This is a genomic window from Verrucomicrobiia bacterium (assembly GCA_026414565.1).
Lineage (GTDB): Bacteria > Verrucomicrobiota > Verrucomicrobiia > Limisphaerales > Fontisphaeraceae > Fontisphaera.
Genome location: JAOAIT010000009.1, coordinates 84,605 through 106,053, shown reverse-complemented (window position 1 = coordinate 106,053; position 21,449 = coordinate 84,605). Strand labels below are relative to the sequence as shown.

Here is a 21,449-nt window from a genome sequence, read left to right as displayed (position 1 = left end):
ACTGGGGATGAAAAGAAGGTCCGGCTCCCGAACGCGACGACTGTGGGAGGGCGGAAGCCACACCGACCGGCCCGGGGGCTGACACCAGAGAAAGTGTACAACTGCAAGCAATAAAGATGGCGCAACTTAAAATGCGGCAAGTCATGGGTCCTCCTTTAAGGTTTTTAAGGAATCATTGTGCAGCCGCTTTTATTACTATCCAAGGGATTGTACTCATAGGCCCGCACCAAACCCTTTGAGTCACAGGAGTCCACGCGTCCGTCCGCAAACAAGACATTGCCCAAGGCTGTGGCGTGCAGTTGAGGCAACCAAAAAGGGGGCGGATAACCGGAAACAATCCGATTCCGTTTAACCGGATAATTGGACTTAAAGCTTGAAAGCGTAAAACCTGAACCCGGACAAGACCCGATTTCACTTCCCCCCCCCATGAGACGGTCCGCCATCAAGGGACTATCGCCGGTTCTCATATCCAGCTCGGTCATGATGACATAGCCGGCGGCGCTATTGCTCATGCCCGCCAAGCCATTGGGATTGGCGGAAAAATCCACCGCCGGCCGTTTTTCCGGGTCACTGGGACAGACCACCAACCGCGGACTGTCCACATAGTTGGACAGGAAAAACATGTGTGCATACACCAGACTTGCTCCGCCACTGCCCCCCTCAGAAACCGGCGTAAACCAAGGGGGCATGTCGTTGTGTTCAGCCGCAAATTTTAAAATGGCCACACCCAGTTGCCGCAGGTTGTTGGTGCAAGTGGCCCGGTGGGCACCAGCCTGCGTTTTGCCCAGCAAACTGGCGCCGGTAAGCAGCAGCAGCGCGCACACACTGAGTACCACCACCAAATCGGTACGCGTGAAGCCGTGCGCCGTGAGGGGCAATGGTCGTCGCATCATCATACACTTCCTCCTTGGAGTTCCGATTGAATTTGAACCTTCACGGGCCTTTTTTGCTACTGGCCAGAGCTTTGCTTAGAGTTTTGTTATCCTAATTAATTCAAAAATAGTGTCAAACCAAAAAGTGCCGAGTGGGGCAAAGGCTGGGCAAATCACGCCCCCCTCCCGGGGCAAAGCTGGAGAAGATGCGCAACCGCCACGAGCTTCCTCAGAAGCTCCTCGCCTGCCAGTCTGGTTGTTTCCCCAACACCGTCCGCCGACGGTCGCGGCACCACGTCCCCGGCAACGTTCCCAGACTTGGCCACCACCGCCATTCCTGTTACAACCGCAGCCATGAACTGTTTTATCACCGGCGCTTCGGGTTTTATTGGCGCCCATGTGGTCCAGGAACTCATTGCCCGCGGGCATCGGGTGCGCGCCCTTCTGCGGCCTTCTGCTGATACCCGGGCGCTGGCCGGCCTGGAGTACGAGCGCATCACCGGCGACGTCACCCAGCCCGAAACGTATGCCGCCGCCCTGCGCGGGTGTGACTGGTGCTTTCACGTCGCCGCCAGCTATCATCTCTGGCTGCCCGACTACCGCCCCATGTACGCCACCAACGTCGAAGGCACCCGCCGGATTCTGGAAACGGCCTGGTCTGCCGGTTGTCAACGTCTCGTGTACACCAGCACGGTGGGTTGTATCGGCCTGCCCCAACCGGGGGTTCATCCGGTGGTGCCCACTGACGAAAACACCCCCGTTTCCGAAGCGCAAATGAGCAATCACTACAAGCGCAGCAAATGGCAGGCCGAGCAGGTGGCGCGCGAACTGGCCGCCCGGGGCGCGCCGGTCATCATCGTCAACCCCAGCGCCCCCATCGGCCCATGCGACACCAAGCCCACTCCCACGGGCCAAATCATCGTGGACTTTCTCCGCCGCCAGATGCCCGCCTATTTGGATACCGGCCTGAATTGGGTGCATGTGCGCGATGTGGCGGTGGGCCATCTGCTCGCCGCCGAAAAGGGGCGGGTGGGCGAGCGTTACATCCTCGGGCATGCCGAAGGCAACTGGACCATGCGCCAAACTCTGGCAACCCTGGCGGAACTGTCGGGTCTGCCTGCTCCCCGCTGGCAAATCCCCTACGCTGTGGCCTTCCTGGCCGCCTGCGTGGACGAGACCCTGGCGCGCCTGACCGGCCGCCCCCCCCGCGCTCCGCTGGCCGGGGTGCGCATGGCCCGCTATAAGATGTTTTTCAACCCCGCCAAGGCCATTCGGGAATTGGGCCTGCCGCAGACTCCGCCCCGCGAGGCATTTGCTGAGGCCATTGCGTGGTTTCGCGCCCACGGCTACGCCCCGCCAAAGTAAGCCTTGGAGCACCTGCGCAGGACCGCCCCACGCCCCACATCTTTATCCTTCAGCGTAAAATGTGAGGCAGCCGGATTCCCTGCTCTCTCTCGTTGTCCCTAGGCTCTGGGCCAGCAGCAGAGGCAAATTAACTCCGCCGTCCCTTCCATTCCTGCCGGGGCGGCTCAGGCAACCCCTGAGCGCGATAGGCCGTGCGGAAGTGCAATTTGGCCACTTTCCGCAACTCCTCCGCGCCATGGCGCTGGACAAACTCCTGGGCCACCGCCTCCACTTTATCGGAGGCGCCCTTGGGAAAAACCATGCCGTAGCGTTGCTCCATTTTCTTGAGGCGCTGCACAAATTCATCCCGCGCCAGTATGGAGGCCGCCGCCACCGCCACGTCGCTCTCAGCCTTATGCCGCTGTTTGACCTCGATTTCGCGTCCCAACGCTTTTAGCGCTCGTTCCACCGTGTCTTCGGTATGGGCAAATTGATCCACAATGGCCAGTGCCGGCGGAGGCTGCATCTGATACTTGACGAGGCACAAATTCTCGATGACCTGCGCATGCGCCCACGCCAGGATGCGATTCACGCTTTTCATTTTGACGTACATCCGGTTGTACGCCTCATTGCCAATCGGCACCACGCGGTACACGCAGCCCGGGGTGCGGCGGATGATGCCCGCCAGGCGTGCAATCTCCCGGTCGCTGCCCACGCTTTTGGAATCGCGAATCCCGGCTTTCTGGAGGGCTTTGACAATCTCCGCATTCACATACACGCCCGCCGCGCACAGGGGGCCAAAGAAATCCCCCTTGCCCGATTCGTCCACCCCCAGCCGGGGCATGTTCATCTCCGGTGAGTGCACCTCCTCGTAGCCCAGCCGGGCGCTTTGTAAAATCTCCGGTTCCAGCACGAACTCCACAAAGTCATGAGCTCCCTTGCCCTGGACCACCAGCCGGCCCCGCCGGGGATAATAAGCCAGGCTCAGCTCGGGGGTGGCATAGGCAAAGTCGGCATAGGGCGCCTGCCGCGGCACATAATTCCGGGCGGCCAGGTATTCCTTCAAAGCGTTGGCCTGAGCCGGCGTCAGCTGCAGGGTGTAGGTGTTGGGAGGAGGGGCCGGTTCTGCCTCGGAATTGTTGCGCGTTGCCTTGTCCATGTGCCGGGGACAGCCTAACGATCACCCTCCCCGGCTGCAATGCCGAACTGGGCGTCGGACCCCTCCGCCGGGATGCCGGGGGCGTCCGCAAAGGGCGCCGCCAGATGAAGGCGGCGGCTTGCCAAGGCCGCAGCCGAGGCGTATTAGTACTGCATGAGCTCGCGTTTATCGGCCGGAAGCCGGCGTTTTGGCTTCACGTTGATTGAACTTCTGGTGGTCATTGCCATTATCAGCATCCTGGCCAGTCTGTTGTTGCCCGCGCTTGCCAATGCCAAGGCCAAGGGCAAACGCATCGCCTGCGTCAGCAACATCAAACAGGTGGTGCTGGCCTTCACCATGTTTGCGGACGACAACGGCGACCGATTCCCCTGGGGGGTGGACAGCAGCGACGGCGGCACGCGCGGCTTTGGCTCCACGTGGTTGCATTTCTACGCCATCTCCAACGAGCTGGTCACGCCCAAGGTCTTGCACTGCCCCAGTGATGACAACCGGACCACCGCCAACTATTTCGGGCGCGGCCCGGATGGTTTTGCCGAGCCCGGCATGCAAAACAATGCCCTCAGTTTTGGCATCGGGCCGGAGGCCTCCGTCCGCCTGCCCAACATGCATCTGGTGTTGGATCGCAACATCATTGGCAGCAGTGACAACAGCAACTGCGACGTGGCCGGGATTCGCGGCGTAATCACCATTTTTGGCGTCAACGGCGCCTACACCACCTCCGGGTGGGGCAGCGACATTCATAAAAATAAGGGCAACGTGGGCCTGGCTGAAGGCAGTGTGCATCAATACAATGAACGCCAGCTCAAGCGGCACATGGAGCAAACCGGCGATCCCAACCTCAGCAACTGCGTCTTGAAACCCCAGTAATGCCGGCGTCAACCGCGCGCCTTCAGCGGCAACAATGCCTTCGCCCCGCGCATCCCGGCCGGGGCATCCTGATTTCCGAAATCCGGTTTTTCCCAACGTTGCATTTGTCATCCTCCGGCCGCTGGCGTATATTGCGTCAGACCCCGGGCGGAAAGGAAAGCATGAGCAACGCAACACAATCAGCGATCAAGCAACCGGAGCCTTTTACTCCCGGCATTACCAAGGACATGGTGCGCCAGCATGCCTTTCGCATGTACGCCGATAAATTAAAACATGCCGAGCTGACTCTACAGGATTGGGTGCTGGCGGAAAAAGACCTGGTCAAGACCCTGGAAACGCAGGGCACAGAGGAGCGCTAGCCGCCACGCGCCTTGCTCTACAACCAGGGGCGCAACAGCTCGCGCTCTTCGGGTTTAAGCCGGGCCAAGGGCACGGTGGGCGCCAGTTGGCGGGCCAGATTGGTTTCGCCCAGCGCCCCGAGGGCGGCCACGTAAACCGCCTGCCAGCCGGGCAGGGCTTGATCCCAAACCAGGGTGCTTTTCTGGTAGGCAGCCCGTAAACCCGCATAGTCTTTGCGCCGCAGGTGCGCCAAGGCCAGCGTGGTGCGGTAGGCCATCATGTCCGGTCGTTTGGCCACCAGCGACTCGGCCACCTGCCGCGCCCCCTCAATGTTAATTTCCAGCAGCAGCTCCAAGTAGGCCAGATCGTTGCGGGGCGCCTCATCGTCCGGATAGAGTTTCACCATGTCCTGCATCAACCGCCGCAATTCGGCGGTGTCACCGCGATTTTCATAAAGTTGAATGAGCGCCAGATAGGCCCGCCGCGTATAAGTGGGAAACGTGGCCAGCCGCCGATAGGCGCGGGCAGCCTCGGCCACAGCGCCGATTTTCTCGGCGTATTCGCCCAGGTAGAGTAGGGCCTCCGGCAGATTGGCGGCCTGGCTCTGCGCCTGATCCCAGTGGGCCACGGCCTGGTTTTCCCGTCCCAATTCCATGGCCACCCGCGCACGGTACAGCTCCCGCAGCCAGCCGGGCAGCGGCACCTGGTCATTGGCCAGAAGGGCCTGCAACCGCGGCCAGTCACTTAGACCTGCAATGGCATCGCAAAAAACCAGGAAGAAGTCCTGATTCTTGAAGGCCACCGATTCGGGCAGCACCTCCAGCACCCGCAGGTATTCGCCCCGGCCATTGAGCCAGCGGGCCAACCCCAGCAGGCGATCCTCCCCCCCCTTTTGAAACTGTTTGATTGTCTCGGCAATAATCTCCTCCCGGCGCTGCGGCGCACTGCGCAGGGCGAGGTCTTGCAATAAAAAGTCACGGGTCACCCCGGCCGGCAGGGTTTGGAGGCGTTCCCGACAATATTGCGCCTCTTCCGGCGTCATGTCCCGTGCGCCGGACCAGAAGCCCACCGCCACCAGGACCGTGCCCTGGTTGGTGGAGGTGGTGAGCTGTCGAAGTATGGCCCTGGCCTGTGCCTGCTCCGCCGAGTTGGTGAGGGTCAAAAGCTGGCGGGCCAGCAGCAACTGGATTTCTTCATCGGCCGGTTGCAGCGCCAGATAGGCACGGCAGGCCGCAATGGATTGCGCGGTTTGTCCGCGTTGCTCAAAAAAATGCGCCGCCTGCCGCAGGGTGGCCGGCCGCTCAGGAGTCTCGCGCAGGGCTTGAATTAGATACTGTTCGGCTTTATCCCACCGGCGCAAAAAGAGGGCCAGATCCACCAGCATGTCCCGCTCCTCCTGCGGCGGGGGCTGGCCGCGCCACAAAGTTTCCCACAAACTAAAGGCCTCCTCGCGCTTGAATTCGGTGAACACCAGTGCCAGCACCCGCAGGGCCTCGCGGTTGGCGGGGTTCAAATGCAGGGCCGACTGGGCGGTTTCCACCGCTGCGTTAAAGTCCTTGCGCGTGAGATGGCTGCGGGCCAGCTCAGCCATGGCTTGGGCGCGGCGGACTTTCAAGCGCTCATAGGCGGAGGGCGCCAGCAGCAGCCCCGCCACCAGCGCCAGGAGCACCACCACCCACAGCACCCGCCGCCACCACCGGGGCGGAGCCTCTGGATCCGGTAAAAAAATGCTCATGCCTCTATTCCGTTACAATCAACCGCGGCAATTCCGTCAACCATGCCCGCTGGGCCTCGGCCAGACTGGGATACCCCGTCAGCACGGCCTCCAGGGCTTGCTGGCCCAAATTGCGCCGCCCCAGCCACGCCTGCCGCAAACGCTGCCAACGGGTTGGCTCGGCCTCCGGCCAGCCGCCGCCGGGCAGGGGGCGCTCTTCCATCACACAAAAGAAAACATACCACGTGCGCCCCTGCCCCGTAAAAACATACGTGCGAAAGGGCAGCTCAAGGTTGCCCGCGGGGAAGAGCGCCGCTGGCTGCCGCTCCACCAGTTCAAATCCGGTGGCAGGCAGGCAGATCTCCGGCCGATGCACCCGCGCCATGAGCGACGACACCCGGCTGGGCGCCCAGCGGTTGAAAAACAAAATCCAGTGCACCCCCCCGCCCCGCTCCCACAAGGCCGATTCGCTCTGCGTACTGCGCAGCAAGACCCGGATTTCTTCGTCCACCGCCCGCAGTTGGAAGCCTGGCGCGTCCGTGGGCCAACGCACGCGCCACGCCAGCCGGGGCCCGCGCTCCTGCTCATGCCAGCGATACCACGCCTCCGTCACCCCCAGGCAAAGTCCCAGCCAGCCACACAACGCGAAAGCCCAGCCCCGGGGCAGCCAGGCGGCGTCGGCGGCATCTGTCACGGAAGTTTTAGGCTCGTCAGGCCGGCTGCCGCGCTGGGCCAGCCAGCCCATCAGGGCCACGCCGCCCACCAACAAACCAAACAACAGCAGGCCCGCCGGGTCATGCCAGCTCCGCTGGGCCTCGGCCCCGTGGCGGGCCGTCAACCACGCCAGCCAGCCCGTGCGCAGCATGTTCAAAAATATCGCCCACGCTATGCCCGCCACCAACAGCGCCCCGCGCCCCCCCCAGCGCAGCCGAAACCACTCGCCCATGAACAGCGTCACCATTACCGCCGTTTGCAGCGAGCGCACACCGCTGCAGGCTTCGTTGACGCCCACACTCAAACCACTGGCCAGTTTAATGATGTTGCCCTGACGAAAGGCCGCCACCCCCAGCCAGTTCAAAGCCTCGGTGGTCACGCCTGTAATGAAACTGAGCAGGCCATTGACTACGCGCGTCTCCAATCCAGTCGGCCACGGTACTGAGGTTAACATGAAAAAGATCGGAAAAGCCAGCCGCCACGCCCATCCCGGGCCTCCGACGCCCCACAGCATGAGCAGGCTGGTCACCACGCCCAGCACCGCCGCCGCCCAGGTGAGGAGCCGCCAATCTGGGTTGGCCTCGTACACCACCTGCAAGGGCAGGCAGACAACCAGCAGGCCCGCCATCAGCCATCGCCAATGGGGCGTGGCAGGCGGCTCAGGCGGGCCGGGCGGCCAGCGCCGCGCAAACAAATACAACGCCAGCAAGGGCACGCCCCACCCGTAGCTGTACTGCGGATTGATCTCCCATTCCGGCGCCAGCATCAGACACACCCAAAACCACACGCCGCCCAGCACCAGCAGCGTCGGCCACGGCAGGGCGGCCTGCGCCGGCACCTGGGGGTTGGAGGCACCGCTCATGGCCCCAATTTAAGCCAAACCTGCCCGCCCTGGCAGCAGGAAAAACTCAGCGACCAGCCCCGAAAGATGCCTCTGCTGCCCAAGAAACGCCACCCAGGGCAACCCGCCGCCACAATGCCCCAGCGTTCCCGTGCTTATAAGAAAGTGCTTGGGATGCTCCCGCCAACGGAGTATGAGTGAAACCCGGTATGGGCAACGTGAAGCATTACGATTTTCTCGTCATTGGCAGCGGCATCGCCGGACTGTTCTTTGCCCTCAAAGCCGCCGCCGGCGGCACCGTCGCCGTGGTCACCAAGAAAAATCGCGCGGAGTCCAATACCAACTATGCCCAGGGCGGCATCGCCTCGGTGATGAGCAAGGAGGACAGCTTTGAAGAACACGTGCGCGACACCCTCGTGGCCGGCGCCGGGCTGTGCAAGGAAGAAGTGGTCCGCACCATTGTGCAGGACGGCCCCGCCCGGATTGCGGAGCTGATCGAATATGGGGCGCGTTTCAGTGTCCGGCCTGATCCCGCCGCGCCCGGTCATGCCGCCCTCGACCTCACCCGCGAAGGCGGCCATTCCAAGCGCCGCATCCTCCACGCCCAGGACATCACCGGCCGCGAGCTTGAACGCGCCCTGCTGGAGGCCTGCACCGGCCAGCCCAACATCCACATTTTCGAGAACCATTTTGGCGTGGACCTGATCACCACCGCCAAGATGGGGCTGCCCGGCCCCAACCGCTGCGTGGGCACCTACGTGCTCAACAAAACCACCGGGCAGGTGGACACCTTTGCCGCGCGCGTGGTCGTCCTCGCCACCGGCGGCTGCGGCAAGGTTTATCTTTACACCACCAACCCCGACATCGCCACCGGCGATGGCGTGGCCATGGCCTATCGGGCCGGCGTGCCCATCGCCAACATGGAATTCATCCAATTTCACCCCACCTGCCTCTACCATCCCAAAGCCAAATCGTTCCTCATCAGCGAGGCCGTGCGCGGCGAAGGCGGCGTGCTGAAAAACTTGGCCGGCGAGGAATTCATGAACAACGTGCATCCGCTCAAGTCCCTGGCCCCGCGCGACATTGTGGCCCGCGCCATTGACAGCGAGATGAAACGCACCGGCGCGGATTACGTGCTCCTGGACATTTCGCATCTCTCGGCCCGGTTCGTCATGAATCGCTTTCCCAACATCTACGAAACCCTGCTCAAGTACGGGATTGACATGACCAAGGAGCCCATCCCCGTCGTCCCCGCCGCCCATTACCAGTGCGGCGGCGTGCTGGCCACGGTGGACGGCGAGACCGAGCTGCCCGGCCTGCTGGCCATTGGCGAAGTGGCCTGCACCGGCCTCCATGGTGCCAATCGCCTGGCCAGCAACTCCCTGCTCGAAGCCGTGGTCTGCGCGCATCGCGCCGCCCAACTGGCTCTGCGCTCCCCCCTCCCCCCCCCGCCCGAGCACCTGCCCCAATGGCAGAGCGGCCATGCTACCAACGCCGATGAAATGGTGGTGGTGTCGCACAACTGGGACGAAATCCGCCGCGTGATGTGGGACTATGTGGGCATTGTCCGCACCACCAAACGCCTCCAGCGCGCCCGCAACCGCATCCTCAATCTTCAGGCCGAAATTCAGGAGTTTTATTGGGATTTCCTCGTCACGGCCGACCTGCTCGAATTGCGCAACATCGCCACCGTGGCCGAGCTGATCGTGGCCTGCGCCCTCCAACGCCCCGAAAGCCGCGGCCTCCATTACACGCTCGACCACCCCCATCCCGATCCCGCCTGGGAAAAACGCGACACCCTCATCCGCCGCCCCCCTCCCCCCCTGCCCACCTAGCCCAAGCCCCAACGCCTGCCCAGCCTCCTTTGCCATCCCCCTGCTCCCGGCGACACCGGTGGCCGATGAAAAGCCCGGCCTTAATTTTGGGAAGCTGGCTTACCTTTTCACTTCAGGCCTGAAGCAGTCGGTTTCTGTCTTACTCACCTGGTGTGGGAATGAAAATCAATGCTTGCGCCGTACAAGTGCACCACACCGAGGGTTCCTTGCCATGGGGCATCGGCCAACGATCGAATGACAAAGGTCATGCCGGAATCACTGGAATGCCCAGCTCACGCAAGTAATTGTATGTACCGTCATAATAAGCGGGCACACGTGTTGCATCCGCCCCATTGCCAGGAGGGATGAAAATGACCATTCCTTGACGCGCGCGGGTTAAAAGCACGCGATAGGCATTCTTCAAGTAAGCTTGATGATCCGGATTAACAATCCGGGTCCATCGGCTGCCCCGAAAGTCGTGATGTTTCCACGCGCCCTCCTCAAAGCGAAAATCGGCGTCCCAGTTGACACAAACCCAGTCCAGCTCCAGTCCCTGTACCTGAAACTCGGTAGCGGCGTCTTCAAGGTACAGACTGGAGCGAATGTCTTCCGGCCCGTTCAGAAAATAATGCACGGGATCAACCGACACCCGAATGTCTATGGCATAAGGTTTCAAACGCATGGCCTTGGAAGAGGCCATCAAGCCATAGCGTTCTGAACCGCGGGCCCGGGAGCGAATCCACGCCTTCGCTGCTTCCAAATCCCGGGATAAGACCACTGGATAGCGATTGGCAAATTCCTCATATAATTTTCTAGCTTGGTCTCTTTCACCATCAAGCAGAGCTTTGACAAAATGGGAGACGCGCTCGGTTCGGAAAGACCGCATGGAGACAGCCAGGTGCAATTTGTCATCCAGATAATAATGCCTATGAGTGCGCACCTTCTCCAGGGCCCTGCCTGCGGCATATTCGGAATCTGTCAGGCGCGAAGAAATGAACATGTGCCAGTGAGGGAAATGTTGCTGCACAGCATCCAGCCATGCCGCAATGCCAGCCTCGCCCGTATGAATCTCTTGCCCCCCACCCACCAAGCAGACAACGAACGCCCAATCCTGGTGACGATCCATGTAGGAAATGAGAAATTCCGGCTCAGACTGCCGGAAGGAATTGATCCGCTTTTTCCTCCGCATGAAATTGGCTGTATGCTTCCAATTCCACGCTCTTTGAGCCTCGTCAAATATTACCACATGCTCGGGCGGCGGGCGATCATCCGCCAGTCCTTCGTCGCGGAAGTGATGCACGTTTTGAATGAAAGCTTTGACACTTTCGCCAATCCTGCCCTTGCGAACGTTCTCACCTCTCAATCTCACGCGCTCAAGTTCATCCCGCGTAAGGGCCTCCCGCAGAACTGCCACCAGCGGTCCATTGCCTGAAAGGTACACTGCATGGGCAGCATTTCCGCCATCACGTCTATGGGTTGCCACATTAAGCCCAACCAATGTCTTTCCTGCCCCGGGCACACCAGTAACAAAACAAATATATTTTCTACGGTACTTCTGCGCTTCATCCACCAGCTCCTCAATCCTTTTGGAAGTCACGCCCAGGTTTTGTGCCTCCGCGTCGAAGTGGGCAATAGCTCCCACAGAGTGTTGGGCATACAAGCAGCGGGCCGCTTCAATAATCGTAGGCGTGGGCCGGTAGGGCGCGTTCATCCATGCGTGGCCGTCAATTTCAGTACCATGCCTGTTTTCCAGAGCGAAGTTGATGACTTCCCGCAGTCGGAAGCCATTGGTGATAAGCGGACGGACCACTCCATCCGCATCCTCAAGCCAGCGAAGAGAGGGAGTGTGTTTGGCCTCGGTAATAATCAAAACCGGAACGATGCAAAGGGGATGGCTTGCCTTGTGAAAATTTTTAAGGTCGAGAGCATAGTCCCATACTTGACTGACTGCCGAAGAATCCGCCTTCTGCGCTCCTACTTTGAACTCCAGTACAAAGACCACGGGGCCAACAAGCAAGATAACATCCGCACGACGCCCCATGCGCGGAATGTTAAATTCGAAAAAGACCGCCCCTCGCAGTCCTTCGATTTGGCTGCGAAGTATATCAATTTGGCAAAGCCAGGCATTCTTCTGGGGCTGGGGAATATCGCAATCACAGTTCTGCGTCAGTTGACCAAGAACCACGTCATTCCCAGCGGCCATGAATTCCGCGATGGATGCACCGTACCATGCCCTGGAAAGGTTATGTGCTGGGCTGTTGTTCGGCATGACTTTACAACTTAATGGCCGTTTGTTCTTGTGAACAGTTATCGTCGCCAGCTCTACCTCAACCCGTCACTTTCTGTGCAAGCCCACAAGCTGTTTCAGTCTGTGCCCAACAACCTCCAGCAGGAAGGATTCGGCACATACTGGGTAACCAAAAGTTTCGGCTTCTTGTCCGTGGGTCATCGTGCTGCTTCAGGTCCTTCAGGGATTCCCCAAGCTCTCGTGGTTTATCTGTCCGACACCGGCGGGGTGCCGAGGAAATGTTGCTCGAGCAGGCGGGTAAGCTCATACACCGCCAGCAGCAAATCGCCGCGGCGGCGTTGATGGCGTTCGCCCTGGGACAGGTCCAGCGGCTCGCGCATCACGGCCTGGTAACGGCGGCTCAGAGGCATTTGTTCGTCGCGCTGGCCCAGCACGCGCACCAGCCGGCGCACGCGCTCGGCCTGCTCCCGCGTGATGCGGATGAGGTAGCGCGCCTCGTTCAGCGCGATTTTCCCCTCCTGCGCCCGCTGCAGCAAACGGCAGTCGAAGGCGCGGCACCGCATGGGACGCTGCTCATAAATGCGGCAACGCCCCTGCTCCAGGCACGGACACGGTTGCGGAAATTTGATTTTGCCGTGTTTGCAGGTCAATGGCACGCCGGCCTCGGTCAGCGCCGCGGGATCGTCACCGGGGCGCAATTCCACATCTGCAAACAGCACCCCATTGCAACACAGGCCGCACCGCAGGCACAACGTGTCCGTCAGGGGTGGCGGGCGGCGCGGCATAGAGCGGAGGGTTTATTTGGGGTTGGCCGCCGGCGCAGGGGCAGCGGCCTTTTTGGCGTTGGGATCGTCCTTGGGTTGAAGCTGCCGATGGCCGGGCGTGACCTGCTCCAGGTTGGGAGCGATCTCGGCCTCCACCAAACCCGCCGCCCAGCCCAGTCCGCCCAGCAGGAGGTTTTGGAACAGCGGATTGGTCCAGACATCTTCACGATGCCCCAGCGAAGTATAAAACACGCGGCCGCGGCCCTCCTTGCGCGCCCAAGTGGCCGGGAAATCCGGCCGCTGATAATCAATGCCCTTCATCCCCCGCGTTTCCTGCACCAGGATGACGTGTAAATCCGGCGCAAAATCCTTGAAGGTGTACCATTCCTCATTCAACGAGAATCCCTCGCCCAGGCCTTCGCAGCCGGGGAAACGCGGGCTGACCACCCGGTTGCGGGCCACCTGCTGCGGGCCGTGGCGGATGAACTCACCCCCGATCATGCGCAGGTAGGGATCCAGGCGGTCCCCCACCGATTGAAACCGTGTTGATTTATCCGGCGGGTCCGGCTGGGGATGCCAGTTGTCGGTGGCGGCATGGATGCCCACAAAGCCCTTGCCCTCACGAATGGCACGCAGAAACGCCTCCTTGCCCTCCACCGTCATCGGCGGCTGCTTGTCCGTGCCCGCCTCCAGCAGATCGCCGCTGGTGTAGAACACGATGACATCAAAACGCGCCAGGTTTTCCGGCGTAAAAATGCGCCCGTCCTTGGTGCAGGTCACCTTGAAACGGTGCTTCTCCCCCAGCTCGGTGAGGACTTTTTCCGAATGGCTGAGCTGATCAGGGGCCGGACGCTTCACCACGCTGTGCTCAAAGCCGGAGGACTTGGTAAAATAAAGAACCTGTTTGGGCCGGGCGGGATCCACCTTGTCCCAACCCCCTGGCGTGGCGGCCGACAGACGGGCGGCTCCCGCGCCACCCCCCCAAACCAAAGCCAGAATCAGAAGCGCGCGAAGGTGTTTCATAAGCCTCGCCATGCTAATCACCTTCCGGCCCCCTGTCGAATCCAAAGTAAATGCCGCCCGTGGCCCCATCGCCACGGCGGGTTGCCCTCGTCGCCCCTGACCCGGGAAATTTCCTAGGGTTGGGGTTTGGGCGTTGCCCCGCCACTGCTCACTTCCACAGTTGCAGCCAGCCGCGCTCGCCCACCGGATGCCGCACGCCATTCAGTTCCACCCCCACAAAATCATCATTGAAATTGCAAATCACCCAACTGCCATCCGCATACAAATGGAGCGACACCTTGCCGGGAGCGCTGAAGCGCACCTTGAGCGGACGCAAAAGCGGCAGCCGCAATTTGTCCAGCTCTTCCCGACTCAGTTCCAACAACCGCTTGGGATCTCCTTTGACTTCCAACACCTGCACCTCCCCTTTGCTCCAGTCCACCTGCCCCTCCAGGCGGGCCTTGAGGCCATCAGTGATCAACACCGGTTTGCCCGCCGCCAGAAACGCCCGCAACTTGGGCACCAACTGTTCGTCCTTCAAGCAATGCACCGAAAAGAACGCGGCCTCCGCCTGGGTGGGAAATTCGTGACATGGCAGCAGGGGCAGGCCAAGCATCCCCACAAAATCATACACATAACGCTCCTTGCCGGGATCGCTGCCCGGCGGCTTGTAGGCCGCGATGCCCACCGGCCGGCGTTTGGCCACGTCCGCCGCCGTGCTGAACAGCCGCGGCAGGTGTCCGCGCAGGGCTTCGATGTTCTTCGGGCCGGTGCCGCCCTGCAAGCCGCCGTAACAAAACAGGAGGCTCTCCCGCGCGCCGCCCAGGATGGTCAGCCGCGCCTGCTCGAGATAGGTTTTTTCCGTCGTGCCCAGCCAGTCGTACCAACCGCCCCCGCACTTGGCGCCACCGAGGCCGCCCAGCCAGCGCATGATGAAATACGCCTCGTATTGCACGGTGCCGCCCCAGCGTTTGTCCTGATAATCCCGCGTCTCGGTGCCCACCCAGATGCGATCAAATTCGGCCGTCTGCCGCACCACATCGTAGCCGCGCACGTGAAAGTAGTCATACCACTGCGGATACTTGAGGATGAACGTGGCGCGCGGGTTGACCTGCCGGCCTGCCTGCAACACATACAGGCGGGAAAGCTGCAGCATCAGCTCGCCGCGATAATCCGCCCAGGTATCCCCTGCCACCGGAAATTTCTGGTCCCCAATCGTCACCACCTTTGCGCGCCGCGCCGTGTCGCACTCCGCACAGGTGCACTCGGTGAACCAGAAATCATCAATCATCGTCTCATCAAACAGCGCGGCCGCGTAAGTATAGATCTCTCGCGCCCGCTGCTGGGTGGGAAGATCGGTATAACAGGAGATGTTGTTGCCCCAACCGGGAATGAGTTTGCCAATCTTGGTGGGGGTCACGCAGCCGGAAACGAGGAAACCCGCCTGCTGAAAAGCGTCCCGCGCCTTGATTAACGCCTCCCGCTCAGCCGTATAGCCATCCCGATAGGACTCCAGATAGACCTTGGTAATGGCCGTCTGTTTGCACCACTGGATCGCCTGTTGCAAGCCCTCGTCCGAGGACAGATAACGGCGGACATCCTGCGCGGTGAACAGGGTGGAAAACCGGTGGATGTTGGTGTATTTCTGCGCCAGTTCCCACTCTGGAGGAATTTGAGCGGCGGCAGAAAAGCCGGCATGCACTCCCCCCCAAAAACAAACCAGACCGATCGTCAACCAGCGAGGCGTGTTCATGCCCCCTTTATACGCCACGCCGGCCCCGGCGCAAGACTGGAGGGGCCGGAGCATCAGCGAAGAGCCCCGGGGCAGCCCCCGCCCGCTTCACGCCTTGCGCTCGAATTTGTGCCGGTACACGCGCTTGAAGCTGGTGCAATCGCTCAGGCTCTTCTTGCCCTCATCATTAATCCAGACCTCATCATACACCGGCTCCTTCGGCTCCTTTTTCAAGGTTTTCTCCGAAAGGATGTCCCCTTTCGGATTGCACTCCACCTCCACATACACTCCGGGTTTGAGCGGGGTGAAGCGGTTGGTCAGAATGACCAACACCCGGCGCACCGGCTTGGTTTCCGTCTTTTTTTTCATGTCCTTCAATCCCTCAATCACCTGAAAGCCGCCTTATGCCTACCCAACGCCCGCCAGAGGTCAAGTCTGGAAAAAAAGATTGCGCCTCAAATCCTTCCGCCGATAAGCTCCACCTGCGGTCCAACCCGCACCAACACCAGGCCATGGCCGCCGCCAACAAAGACCTTTCCGCCCTCGCTTCGGCCCCTCCTGCGCCCCTGCCACCCGCTTTGTTGGAGCAGTACCTGGATGCCCTCCTGGCCGGGCATCCGCCGCCCGAAGCCCACAAAACCAGCGTGGATTTTGGCTTGCTGCATGCCATCGCCTCGCCTGACACTGTCCTGCTTGACAAGGCCCGCCGCGTGTTGCAGGCCATGAACGTCATGGACCGCTGGCGGCTGGCCCGGCTCGTGGACGAAGTCGCCAATCCGGCCCGGGCGCTGGTCAAAGAACGCTTTGCCCCGTTTCAGGTGGGCCTGCTGTCAGAGGATTTTGCTGGCACCCCTGCCCGCGACTATCCTGCCGGCACCCGCCTCTTTGCCGCGGGCGAGGAGGCCCACGAGGCATTTCTGGTGGAAAGCGGGCGGGTGCTCATCTCCAAAAACGGCCGCCCCGTCGTCCACCTGGGACGCCACGAGTTTTTCGGCAACCTGCCCTTTCTGCTGCCCGTCCAGCGCACCGCCGATGCTTTTGCGCTGGAGCCCACGCGCGTCCGGGTGCTGAGCAAGGAGGCCTACCTGGCCAAATTCACCACCTACGCCCCCCAGCGCCAGGCCGATGAGCTCAAGCTGGCCTGCGTCATGCTGCGCCAGCTTATCAGCGGACTGGCCCGCTACGATTCCACCGTCAAGGTGCTGGCCGATCATCTCTTTCCCGAGATGACCCGCCACGAACAGGCCGAAGCGCTCCAACGCTGGATGGAGCATTTCACGCAAGGGGCCGGTTTTGGCGAAGCCAAACTCTACGGGCTGTTCAACCTCCTGGAACTGCTGGACCGCGAGCTTTTGCTTCTGGCCCACCTGGATCACGCCGGCGCCGAAGCCGTGGCCAAAGTGCGCCAGCAACAAGGCATCTTGCGCGGTGTGGCGGTGGGCGCTTTGCGCCGGGCACCGGAAGGCTTGGAGGTCTTTGCCCGGCTCCCGCAATTTCTACGGCTGGCCGATACCGGAGCCTCCTGCCTGCCCGCTGGTGCCCCTCCCCTGGAGGTGGTATGCCTGCCCGGTTTTCTGTGGCCCGACACCGGAAGCCGCCATGCTGCATTTAAGCCCGAGGATGCCCAGGCCTTGCTGGCCTTGTTAACACCGCAAAGCTGGGTGTATCTGGCCGCGCCTCCGGGCAGCTCGCTGCTGCCGGTTTTGCGCAAGGCAGGGCTGTTTGCCGGGATGATTGTGCCGGGCCTCTATGCCCTCTCTCCTTCAGAACCTCCCCGGGACCTGCCACCCCCCGAGGCTTCCCCCGTGGAGCGCCAATCGGCCAAAGGCTGGCGTGAAAAACTACAGAGATGGTGGCGCAAATGAGGCCCCCGCCTCAGCGACCGGAAAATAAAAGCAGTTGCAGGTACTTCTGCCCGGCGGCGGAAAGGGCAAACTGTCCCCCCCGTTCCTCCACCAGTTTGCGGCAGGGCTGCCGACGGAATTCCGCCGCATTGACCGACAGCAGGGCGGTTTCGCCCAGATGCCGTGTCTCCGAAGGCGCCCGCGGGGTCAGCTCAAAGGGCAGGCCATTGTAGGTGAAAGCCAGCTCATAGCCCGCAACACCCTCCTTTTCCGCCAGTGGATTGCGGCGCATCAAGACGGCATAACGGCGCACAAAGGAGAAATCCCGCTGCCGCACCCAGATGCGGCACAACTCCGTCTGCCCGCGCACGAACTGCAACAAGCTGAAATCGGGCCGGCGCTGCCGCACCAAAATCTGCGTGGGGTCCAGCCCCGCCAGATTTTGGCCGTTCCACACGCCATGATCATTGCGCTCGCCTGGGTGGTTTTTACGAAACCACTCGTTGAACTGATCATTCAACAGCAAGGCCAGCTCAAAATGCAGGTGAGCGCGCTCGCGGCTGATGCCCTCGCGCGTATTGGCCGTGCGGCCCATGATGCCGATCACCTGGCCGCCACGCACCGGCCGCCCCGGTGTCAGCTCCGGCGCAATCTGGCTTAAGTGCGCATAAAGGCTGTACAACTCCACCCCCTCAAGGACGTGCCGCAAAATGAGGTATTTGCCGTAGTTGGACAGATGCGCGTGGGGATTCACATAGGCCACTGTGCCATCCGCCGTGGCATAGATGGGATCGGCCGCCTCCCCGCGGCGATCCCGCCGCACCGGGCGAATGTCAATGCCCTCATGGAATTGCCGCCCCTCCGAGCGCACACAACCAAACGTGCCACTCTCCCACGTGCGGCCCGTGGTGGGCACATAATAGCGCTCCATGTCGCCCACCTGATAAATGGCCTGGTTGGGCGTGGGCAAATGAAACATTTCCGCCCCGTGCGTTGCGAGGCCCGCCCCCGCCACACTGGCAGCCACCACTGCCCACCTCACCAACGCCCATTTCATGGCATGGGTTTGCTTCGGTCCAACCAGGTCCCCTTCTTGCGGGCCAGGTTGTTCAGACCGCGGGCAATGCGCTGAGTTTCCTCCAACGAGGCATCCGGCGTAAATTCAAACACCCCGTTGGTGGCCGGCTGAGTGATCAGGGGCGCTGCCAGCCAGCGCGATTCGCCAAAATCACTGTATATCGCAATATGCCGGCTTCGCTGCGCGGTGGTCACCGACTCGAGAGCGATCGCCCCGGAGCGATCAAATTCCACCCGCAACGCATACGTGCCCAGGTTGGTGACCACTTCCGCCTTCACGATGTTGGCTTCCCACAAAAACGGTGAACGATCAATGTACAACGTCATGGGGTGGTTTCGATAAACCGTGATGGGGATGCACCGCGGCGTGCCGTCAGGGTTGATGACGTAGTGAAAACGCAGCGTGCTGGCCTCTTTCCGGCTCTTGGACGTGCGGGCGGGAGCAGTGCCGGTTTTGGCCTCCGGCTCGGCCGTCCGGCAGCCGGTCCCCCAGACAGCCAGCCCGAGGACGAGGCTCAGCCACAAATTGGTGTTGAACCGCAACGGGCAAATCTTCATCATCGCGGGCTAACAAACGTTATTCTTGCTTTGAAGTAAAGCAAAACGAAACACGAAAACGAGCTATGAGCAAGCAATACAACAAACTAATCAAACGGCGCCGCCGCCTGGCCTACATCAAACGCCGCAAAGCGGCCGCCCGCGCGGCGGCGGCGGGTCGAAAACCTGCGGCGACCGGCGCCTAAGGCAAACGGAACCTGCCGATGGCTGCGCCCGCCATCGGCAGCCACCCACCTTTCCACCATGTCCGACACCGCTCCGGCCATTGGCGTCATTGGCGGCACGGGTCTCTACGAGCTGGAGGGTCTGTCCCAGACCCGATGGATTACGGTTAAAACGCCCTTCGGCCCGCCCTCCGATCAACTGCTCACCGGCCAGTTTGCCGGCCGGCGGGTGGTGTTTCTGCCCCGCCATGGCCGGGGACACCGTCTCCTGCCCAGCGAGTTGAATCACCGTGCCAACCTCTGGGCCATGAAAAAATTGGAGGTGGCCTGGATTCTCAGCGTCAGCGCCGTAGGCTCCCTGCAAAAAAAATACCGCCCGCGCGACATCGTCCTGCCGGACCAGTTTCTGGACCGCACCAAGCAATCCACCGCTCACACGTTTTTCGGGCGGGGTATTGTGGCTCACATCTCCTTTGCGGAGCCTGTCTGCCACGAGCTGCGCTTCATTTTGTACGATTGCGCCCGGGCGGAAAAGGCCCGCGTCCACAACGGCGGCACCTACGTTTGCATGGAAGGGCCGGCCTTCAGCACCCGCGCCGAATCGCTGCGCAATCATCAACTGGGGGGCGCGGTCATCGGCATGACCAACCTGGGTGAGGCCAAATGTGCCCGCGAGGCGGAGATTGCCTACGCCAACATGGCGTTGGTCACGGACTACGACTGCTGGAGCCCGGAGGAGGAGCACGTGTCGCTGTCCATGATTCTGGACAACCTGCACCACAACACCGCCCTGGCCCGGGCCATCATCGCGCGGGCCATCCCGGAAATTCCGCGCCAGCCCGGCTGCAAGTGTCATCGGGCGTTGGAGCACGCCATCTTCACGGACCGCCGCCTCTGGCCCGCCCAAACCATCCGGGAGTTGCGGCCGCTCCTGGCCCGTTTTTTGACCTCACCCCCGACTTTAAGTAACAAAATTAAAAAATAACTTTGACGTGCGCCCATTTCGACGCCATTCCTTATTGCCCTGCGCTTTGGACAGTTTGATTTATGAGTCGGCATTTTGATGTGAACACATACAGCCCGCTCCGCCGGGCCACGCCTCAGAAGGTCAAGAAACCCATCAATTTCCTCTTTGTCGCCCCGCAGGCCCATTCCGTCACGGTGTGCGGGGACTTCAACGATTGGAATCCCACCTCCCACCCGCTCCGGCGCATGCCCGACGGGGCCTGGATGGCCACCATCGAGCTGGCTCATGGGCATCATCGTTATGTCTTCATGGTGGACAACCAGCCCCACCTCGATCCCCGCGCTCAGGGCATCGCCCGCAACGAAAAGAATGAGCGCGTCTCCCTAATCGCCGTTAGCTGAACCGGCGCCTCCCTTGAGGGCGCGCTGCCGGGCAAAAAATTCGCGCAGGAGCGAGCGGCATTCCTCCATGCGCACTCCCCCGGTGATTTCACAACGGTGGTTGAAGGTGGGAAACTGCAGCAAATTTAAGGCGCCGCCGGCCGCTCCCGCCTTGGGATCCGGGGCCCCATACACCACCCGCCCCACCCGCGCATGCACCAGCGCCCCGGCGCACATGGCACAAGGCTCCTTGGTCACATACAGCGTGCAATCGTTCAGCCGCCAATCCCCCACCGCCTCCTGCGCCTGCGTCAGCGCCAGCATTTCCGCGTGGGCGGTGGCGTCCTTGAGCAGCTCCACCTGGTTGTAGGCCCGGGCAATGATCTGTCCCTGACGCACGATCACCGCCCCCACCGGCACCTCTTCCGCAGCAAACGCCCGCGCCGCCTGCCGCAGGGCCTCGCCCATGAAGTAGGCATCACTGTGCAAATCGATAGGCTCAGGGTCAGACATGCGCAGGGCGGCTCTCCTCCAGCGTCCAATCCCGCCGGCCATCGGCGTGCACATGGCAGTGCGCGGCAAAAAAACCGCCCCGATGCCGCCAGAACAACGGCCAGATTTGCTCCCGATCCGTCTCCGGCACCGGCAGACGCTCCAACTGCTCGCGGGAGACAAAGGCAAACCGTCCCTCCCGGATGGCCGGTGGCACGTGGGTTAAAACCGGCAGAATCTCGAAGAGAAACATCAACCAATGCGCCTGGCCGGCGTAACCGTGCTCGCTGACAATGCCCACCAGATGCAAATCAGCGGGTGCCAGGGCCAGCCCCAGCTCCTCCTGCGCCTCCCGGCAGGCACACATGTGCGGAGATTCGCCCTCAGCGGTATGTAATTTGCCACCCGGCGGGCTCCACAAACCCAGATTAGGCTCCTGCGCCCGTTCCATGAGCAGCACCCGCCCCCCGGCATCCAATCCGTATAGCAGGGTCGAAATTTTATGGGGCATGCTCATGGAACACCAGACGGCAGCCCTGCTCCCCGCAGGCGTGAGC

At 61.6% G+C, this 21,449-nt stretch carries 20 protein-coding genes; 7 read left to right on the top strand and 13 right to left on the bottom strand.

The features are described from left to right. Nucleotides 1-164: 164 nt before the first annotated feature. The gene (locus tag N3J91_01735) at nt 165-896 is read right to left on the bottom strand and encodes a DUF1559 domain-containing protein (GenBank protein MCX8155167.1); all 732 of its coding nucleotides are present in this window, start codon (nt 894-896) and stop codon (nt 165-167) included. A 330-nt stretch (nt 897-1,226) separates the two neighbouring features. On the opposite strand from N3J91_01735, the gene N3J91_01730 reads away from it, so the two are divergent. Continuing rightward, nucleotides 1,227-2,237: an NAD-dependent epimerase/dehydratase family protein gene (locus N3J91_01730; protein ID MCX8155166.1), complete on the top strand. Its 1,011-nt coding sequence runs from the start codon at nt 1,227-1,229 to the stop codon at nt 2,235-2,237. Nucleotides 2,238-2,364: 127 nt separating this feature from the next. Here the strand turns inward: N3J91_01730 and rnhC are convergent, their stop codons facing one another. Beyond that, nucleotides 2,365-3,375 carry a ribonuclease HIII gene (gene rnhC / locus N3J91_01725; protein MCX8155165.1) on the bottom strand — a complete coding sequence of 337 codons (1,011 nt, stop codon included), beginning with the start codon at nt 3,373-3,375 and terminating at the stop codon, nt 2,365-2,367. Nucleotides 3,376-3,528: 153 nt separating this feature from the next. Here rnhC and N3J91_01720 point away from each other — a divergent pair, with 153 nt between their 5' ends. Beyond that, nucleotides 3,529-4,242, top strand: coding sequence for a prepilin-type N-terminal cleavage/methylation domain-containing protein (locus N3J91_01720; GenBank protein ID MCX8155164.1), 714 nt, complete (start codon nt 3,529-3,531; stop codon nt 4,240-4,242). A gap of 161 nt (nt 4,243-4,403) precedes the next feature. After that, nucleotides 4,404-4,601 (top strand): hypothetical protein, encoded by a 198-nt coding sequence (locus tag N3J91_01715; protein ID MCX8155163.1) that lies wholly within the window; start codon nt 4,404-4,406, stop codon nt 4,599-4,601. Between the two features lie 17 nt (nt 4,602-4,618). On the opposite strand, the gene N3J91_01710 is transcribed toward N3J91_01715, so the two are convergent. Beyond that, a complete protein-coding gene (locus tag N3J91_01710; protein ID MCX8155162.1) occupies nt 4,619-6,316 on the bottom strand; it encodes a tetratricopeptide repeat protein in 1,698 nt (565 codons plus the stop codon). A 4-nt stretch (nt 6,317-6,320) separates the two neighbouring features. After that, nucleotides 6,321-7,871, bottom strand: a complete 1,551-nt coding sequence (locus tag N3J91_01705; GenBank protein MCX8155161.1) for an exosortase/archaeosortase family protein — start codon at nt 7,869-7,871, stop codon at nt 6,321-6,323. A gap of 188 nt (nt 7,872-8,059) precedes the next feature. Here N3J91_01705 and nadB point away from each other — a divergent pair, with 188 nt between their 5' ends. Then, nucleotides 8,060-9,685, top strand: a complete 1,626-nt coding sequence (nadB, locus tag N3J91_01700; protein MCX8155160.1) for an L-aspartate oxidase — start codon at nt 8,060-8,062, stop codon at nt 9,683-9,685. Nucleotides 9,686-9,929: 244 nt separating this feature from the next. On the opposite strand, the gene N3J91_01695 is transcribed toward nadB, so the two are convergent. The 5 genes from N3J91_01695 to N3J91_01675 form a co-directional block, all read right to left on the bottom strand. Continuing rightward, nucleotides 9,930-11,933, bottom strand: a complete 2,004-nt coding sequence (locus N3J91_01695) for a DUF2075 domain-containing protein (GenBank protein ID MCX8155159.1) — start codon at nt 11,931-11,933, stop codon at nt 9,930-9,932. Between the two features lie 224 nt (nt 11,934-12,157). Next, a complete protein-coding gene (locus N3J91_01690; protein ID MCX8155158.1) occupies nt 12,158-12,697 on the bottom strand; it encodes a YkgJ family cysteine cluster protein in 540 nt (179 codons plus the stop codon). A gap of 12 nt (nt 12,698-12,709) precedes the next feature. After that, complete coding sequence (locus N3J91_01685; GenBank protein ID MCX8155157.1) at nt 12,710-13,699, bottom strand: ThuA domain-containing protein; 990 nt, start codon at nt 13,697-13,699, stop codon at nt 12,710-12,712. Between the two features lie 148 nt (nt 13,700-13,847). Then, nucleotides 13,848-15,431 carry a hypothetical protein gene (locus tag N3J91_01680; protein ID MCX8155156.1) on the bottom strand — a complete coding sequence of 528 codons (1,584 nt, stop codon included), beginning with the start codon at nt 15,429-15,431 and terminating at the stop codon, nt 13,848-13,850. A gap of 87 nt (nt 15,432-15,518) precedes the next feature. Continuing rightward, complete coding sequence (locus tag N3J91_01675) at nt 15,519-15,779, bottom strand: hypothetical protein (GenBank protein ID MCX8155155.1); 261 nt, start codon at nt 15,777-15,779, stop codon at nt 15,519-15,521. Nucleotides 15,780-15,922: 143 nt separating this feature from the next. Between N3J91_01675 and N3J91_01670 the strand changes: the two genes are divergently transcribed. Further along, nucleotides 15,923-17,275 carry a cyclic nucleotide-binding domain-containing protein gene (locus tag N3J91_01670; protein MCX8155154.1) on the top strand — a complete coding sequence of 451 codons (1,353 nt, stop codon included), beginning with the start codon at nt 15,923-15,925 and terminating at the stop codon, nt 17,273-17,275. Between the two features lie 10 nt (nt 17,276-17,285). Here the strand turns inward: N3J91_01670 and N3J91_01665 are convergent, their stop codons facing one another. Beyond that, a complete protein-coding gene (locus tag N3J91_01665) occupies nt 17,286-18,311 on the bottom strand; it encodes a M23 family metallopeptidase (protein MCX8155153.1) in 1,026 nt (341 codons plus the stop codon). Beyond that, entirely contained in the window at nt 18,308-18,892 is a 585-nt protein-coding gene (locus N3J91_01660) for a hypothetical protein (GenBank protein ID MCX8155152.1), read from the bottom strand. Before N3J91_01660 ends, N3J91_01665 begins: the two co-directional genes overlap by 4 nt. A 240-nt stretch (nt 18,893-19,132) precedes the next feature. Between N3J91_01660 and mtnP the strand changes: the two genes are divergently transcribed. Together mtnP and N3J91_01650 are read left to right on the top strand one after the other, a co-directional pair. Further along, a complete protein-coding gene (gene mtnP, locus N3J91_01655; GenBank protein MCX8155151.1) occupies nt 19,133-20,038 on the top strand; it encodes an S-methyl-5'-thioadenosine phosphorylase in 906 nt (301 codons plus the stop codon). An 80-nt stretch (nt 20,039-20,118) separates the two neighbouring features. After that, the gene (locus tag N3J91_01650; GenBank protein ID MCX8155150.1) at nt 20,119-20,421 is read left to right on the top strand and encodes an isoamylase early set domain-containing protein; all 303 of its coding nucleotides are present in this window, start codon (nt 20,119-20,121) and stop codon (nt 20,419-20,421) included. On the opposite strand, the gene tadA is transcribed toward N3J91_01650, so the two are convergent. Continuing rightward, nucleotides 20,404-20,913 carry a tRNA adenosine(34) deaminase TadA gene (gene tadA / locus N3J91_01645; GenBank protein ID MCX8155149.1) on the bottom strand — a complete coding sequence of 170 codons (510 nt, stop codon included), beginning with the start codon at nt 20,911-20,913 and terminating at the stop codon, nt 20,404-20,406. The two genes, N3J91_01650 and tadA, sit on opposite strands and share 18 nt — an antisense overlap. Beyond that, nucleotides 20,906-21,409, bottom strand: coding sequence for an NUDIX domain-containing protein (locus N3J91_01640; GenBank protein MCX8155148.1), 504 nt, complete (start codon nt 21,407-21,409; stop codon nt 20,906-20,908). Before N3J91_01640 ends, tadA begins: the two co-directional genes overlap by 8 nt. Between the last annotated feature and the right edge of the window lie 40 nt (nt 21,410-21,449).

Bases quoted from the DNA above. Each gene is read 5' to 3' on its own strand.
- N3J91_01685 (MCX8155157.1), bottom strand. From the start codon at position 13,699: ATGAAACACCTTCGCGCGCTTCTGATTCTGGCTTTGGTTTGGGGGGGT.
- nadB (MCX8155160.1), top strand. From the start codon at position 8,060: ATGGGCAACGTGAAGCATTACGATTTTCTCGTCATTGGCAGCGGCATC.
- N3J91_01710 (MCX8155162.1), bottom strand. From the start codon at position 6,316: ATGAGCATTTTTTTACCGGATCCAGAGGCTCCGCCCCGGTGGTGGCGG.
- N3J91_01680 (MCX8155156.1), bottom strand. From the start codon at position 15,431: ATGAACACGCCTCGCTGGTTGACGATCGGTCTGGTTTGTTTTTGGGGG.
- N3J91_01670 (MCX8155154.1), top strand. From the start codon at position 15,923: ATGGCCGCCGCCAACAAAGACCTTTCCGCCCTCGCTTCGGCCCCTCCT.
- N3J91_01720 (MCX8155164.1), top strand. From the start codon at position 3,529: ATGAGCTCGCGTTTATCGGCCGGAAGCCGGCGTTTTGGCTTCACGTTG.
- N3J91_01715 (MCX8155163.1), top strand. From the start codon at position 4,404: ATGAGCAACGCAACACAATCAGCGATCAAGCAACCGGAGCCTTTTACT.
- N3J91_01735 (MCX8155167.1), bottom strand. From the start codon at position 896: ATGATGATGCGACGACCATTGCCCCTCACGGCGCACGGCTTCACGCGT.
- N3J91_01730 (MCX8155166.1), top strand. From the start codon at position 1,227: ATGAACTGTTTTATCACCGGCGCTTCGGGTTTTATTGGCGCCCATGTG.
- N3J91_01695 (MCX8155159.1), bottom strand. From the start codon at position 11,933: ATGCCGAACAACAGCCCAGCACATAACCTTTCCAGGGCATGGTACGGT.
- N3J91_01665 (MCX8155153.1), bottom strand. From the start codon at position 18,311: ATGAAATGGGCGTTGGTGAGGTGGGCAGTGGTGGCTGCCAGTGTGGCG.
- N3J91_01690 (MCX8155158.1), bottom strand. From the start codon at position 12,697: ATGCCGCGCCGCCCGCCACCCCTGACGGACACGTTGTGCCTGCGGTGC.
- N3J91_01675 (MCX8155155.1), bottom strand. From the start codon at position 15,779: ATGAAAAAAAAGACGGAAACCAAGCCGGTGCGCCGGGTGTTGGTCATT.
- N3J91_01640 (MCX8155148.1), bottom strand. From the start codon at position 21,409: ATGAGCATGCCCCATAAAATTTCGACCCTGCTATACGGATTGGATGCC.
- N3J91_01660 (MCX8155152.1), bottom strand. From the start codon at position 18,892: ATGATGAAGATTTGCCCGTTGCGGTTCAACACCAATTTGTGGCTGAGC.
- rnhC (MCX8155165.1), bottom strand. From the start codon at position 3,375: ATGGACAAGGCAACGCGCAACAATTCCGAGGCAGAACCGGCCCCTCCT.
- mtnP (MCX8155151.1), top strand. From the start codon at position 19,133: ATGTCCGACACCGCTCCGGCCATTGGCGTCATTGGCGGCACGGGTCTC.
- tadA (MCX8155149.1), bottom strand. From the start codon at position 20,913: ATGTCTGACCCTGAGCCTATCGATTTGCACAGTGATGCCTACTTCATG.
- N3J91_01705 (MCX8155161.1), bottom strand. From the start codon at position 7,871: ATGAGCGGTGCCTCCAACCCCCAGGTGCCGGCGCAGGCCGCCCTGCCG.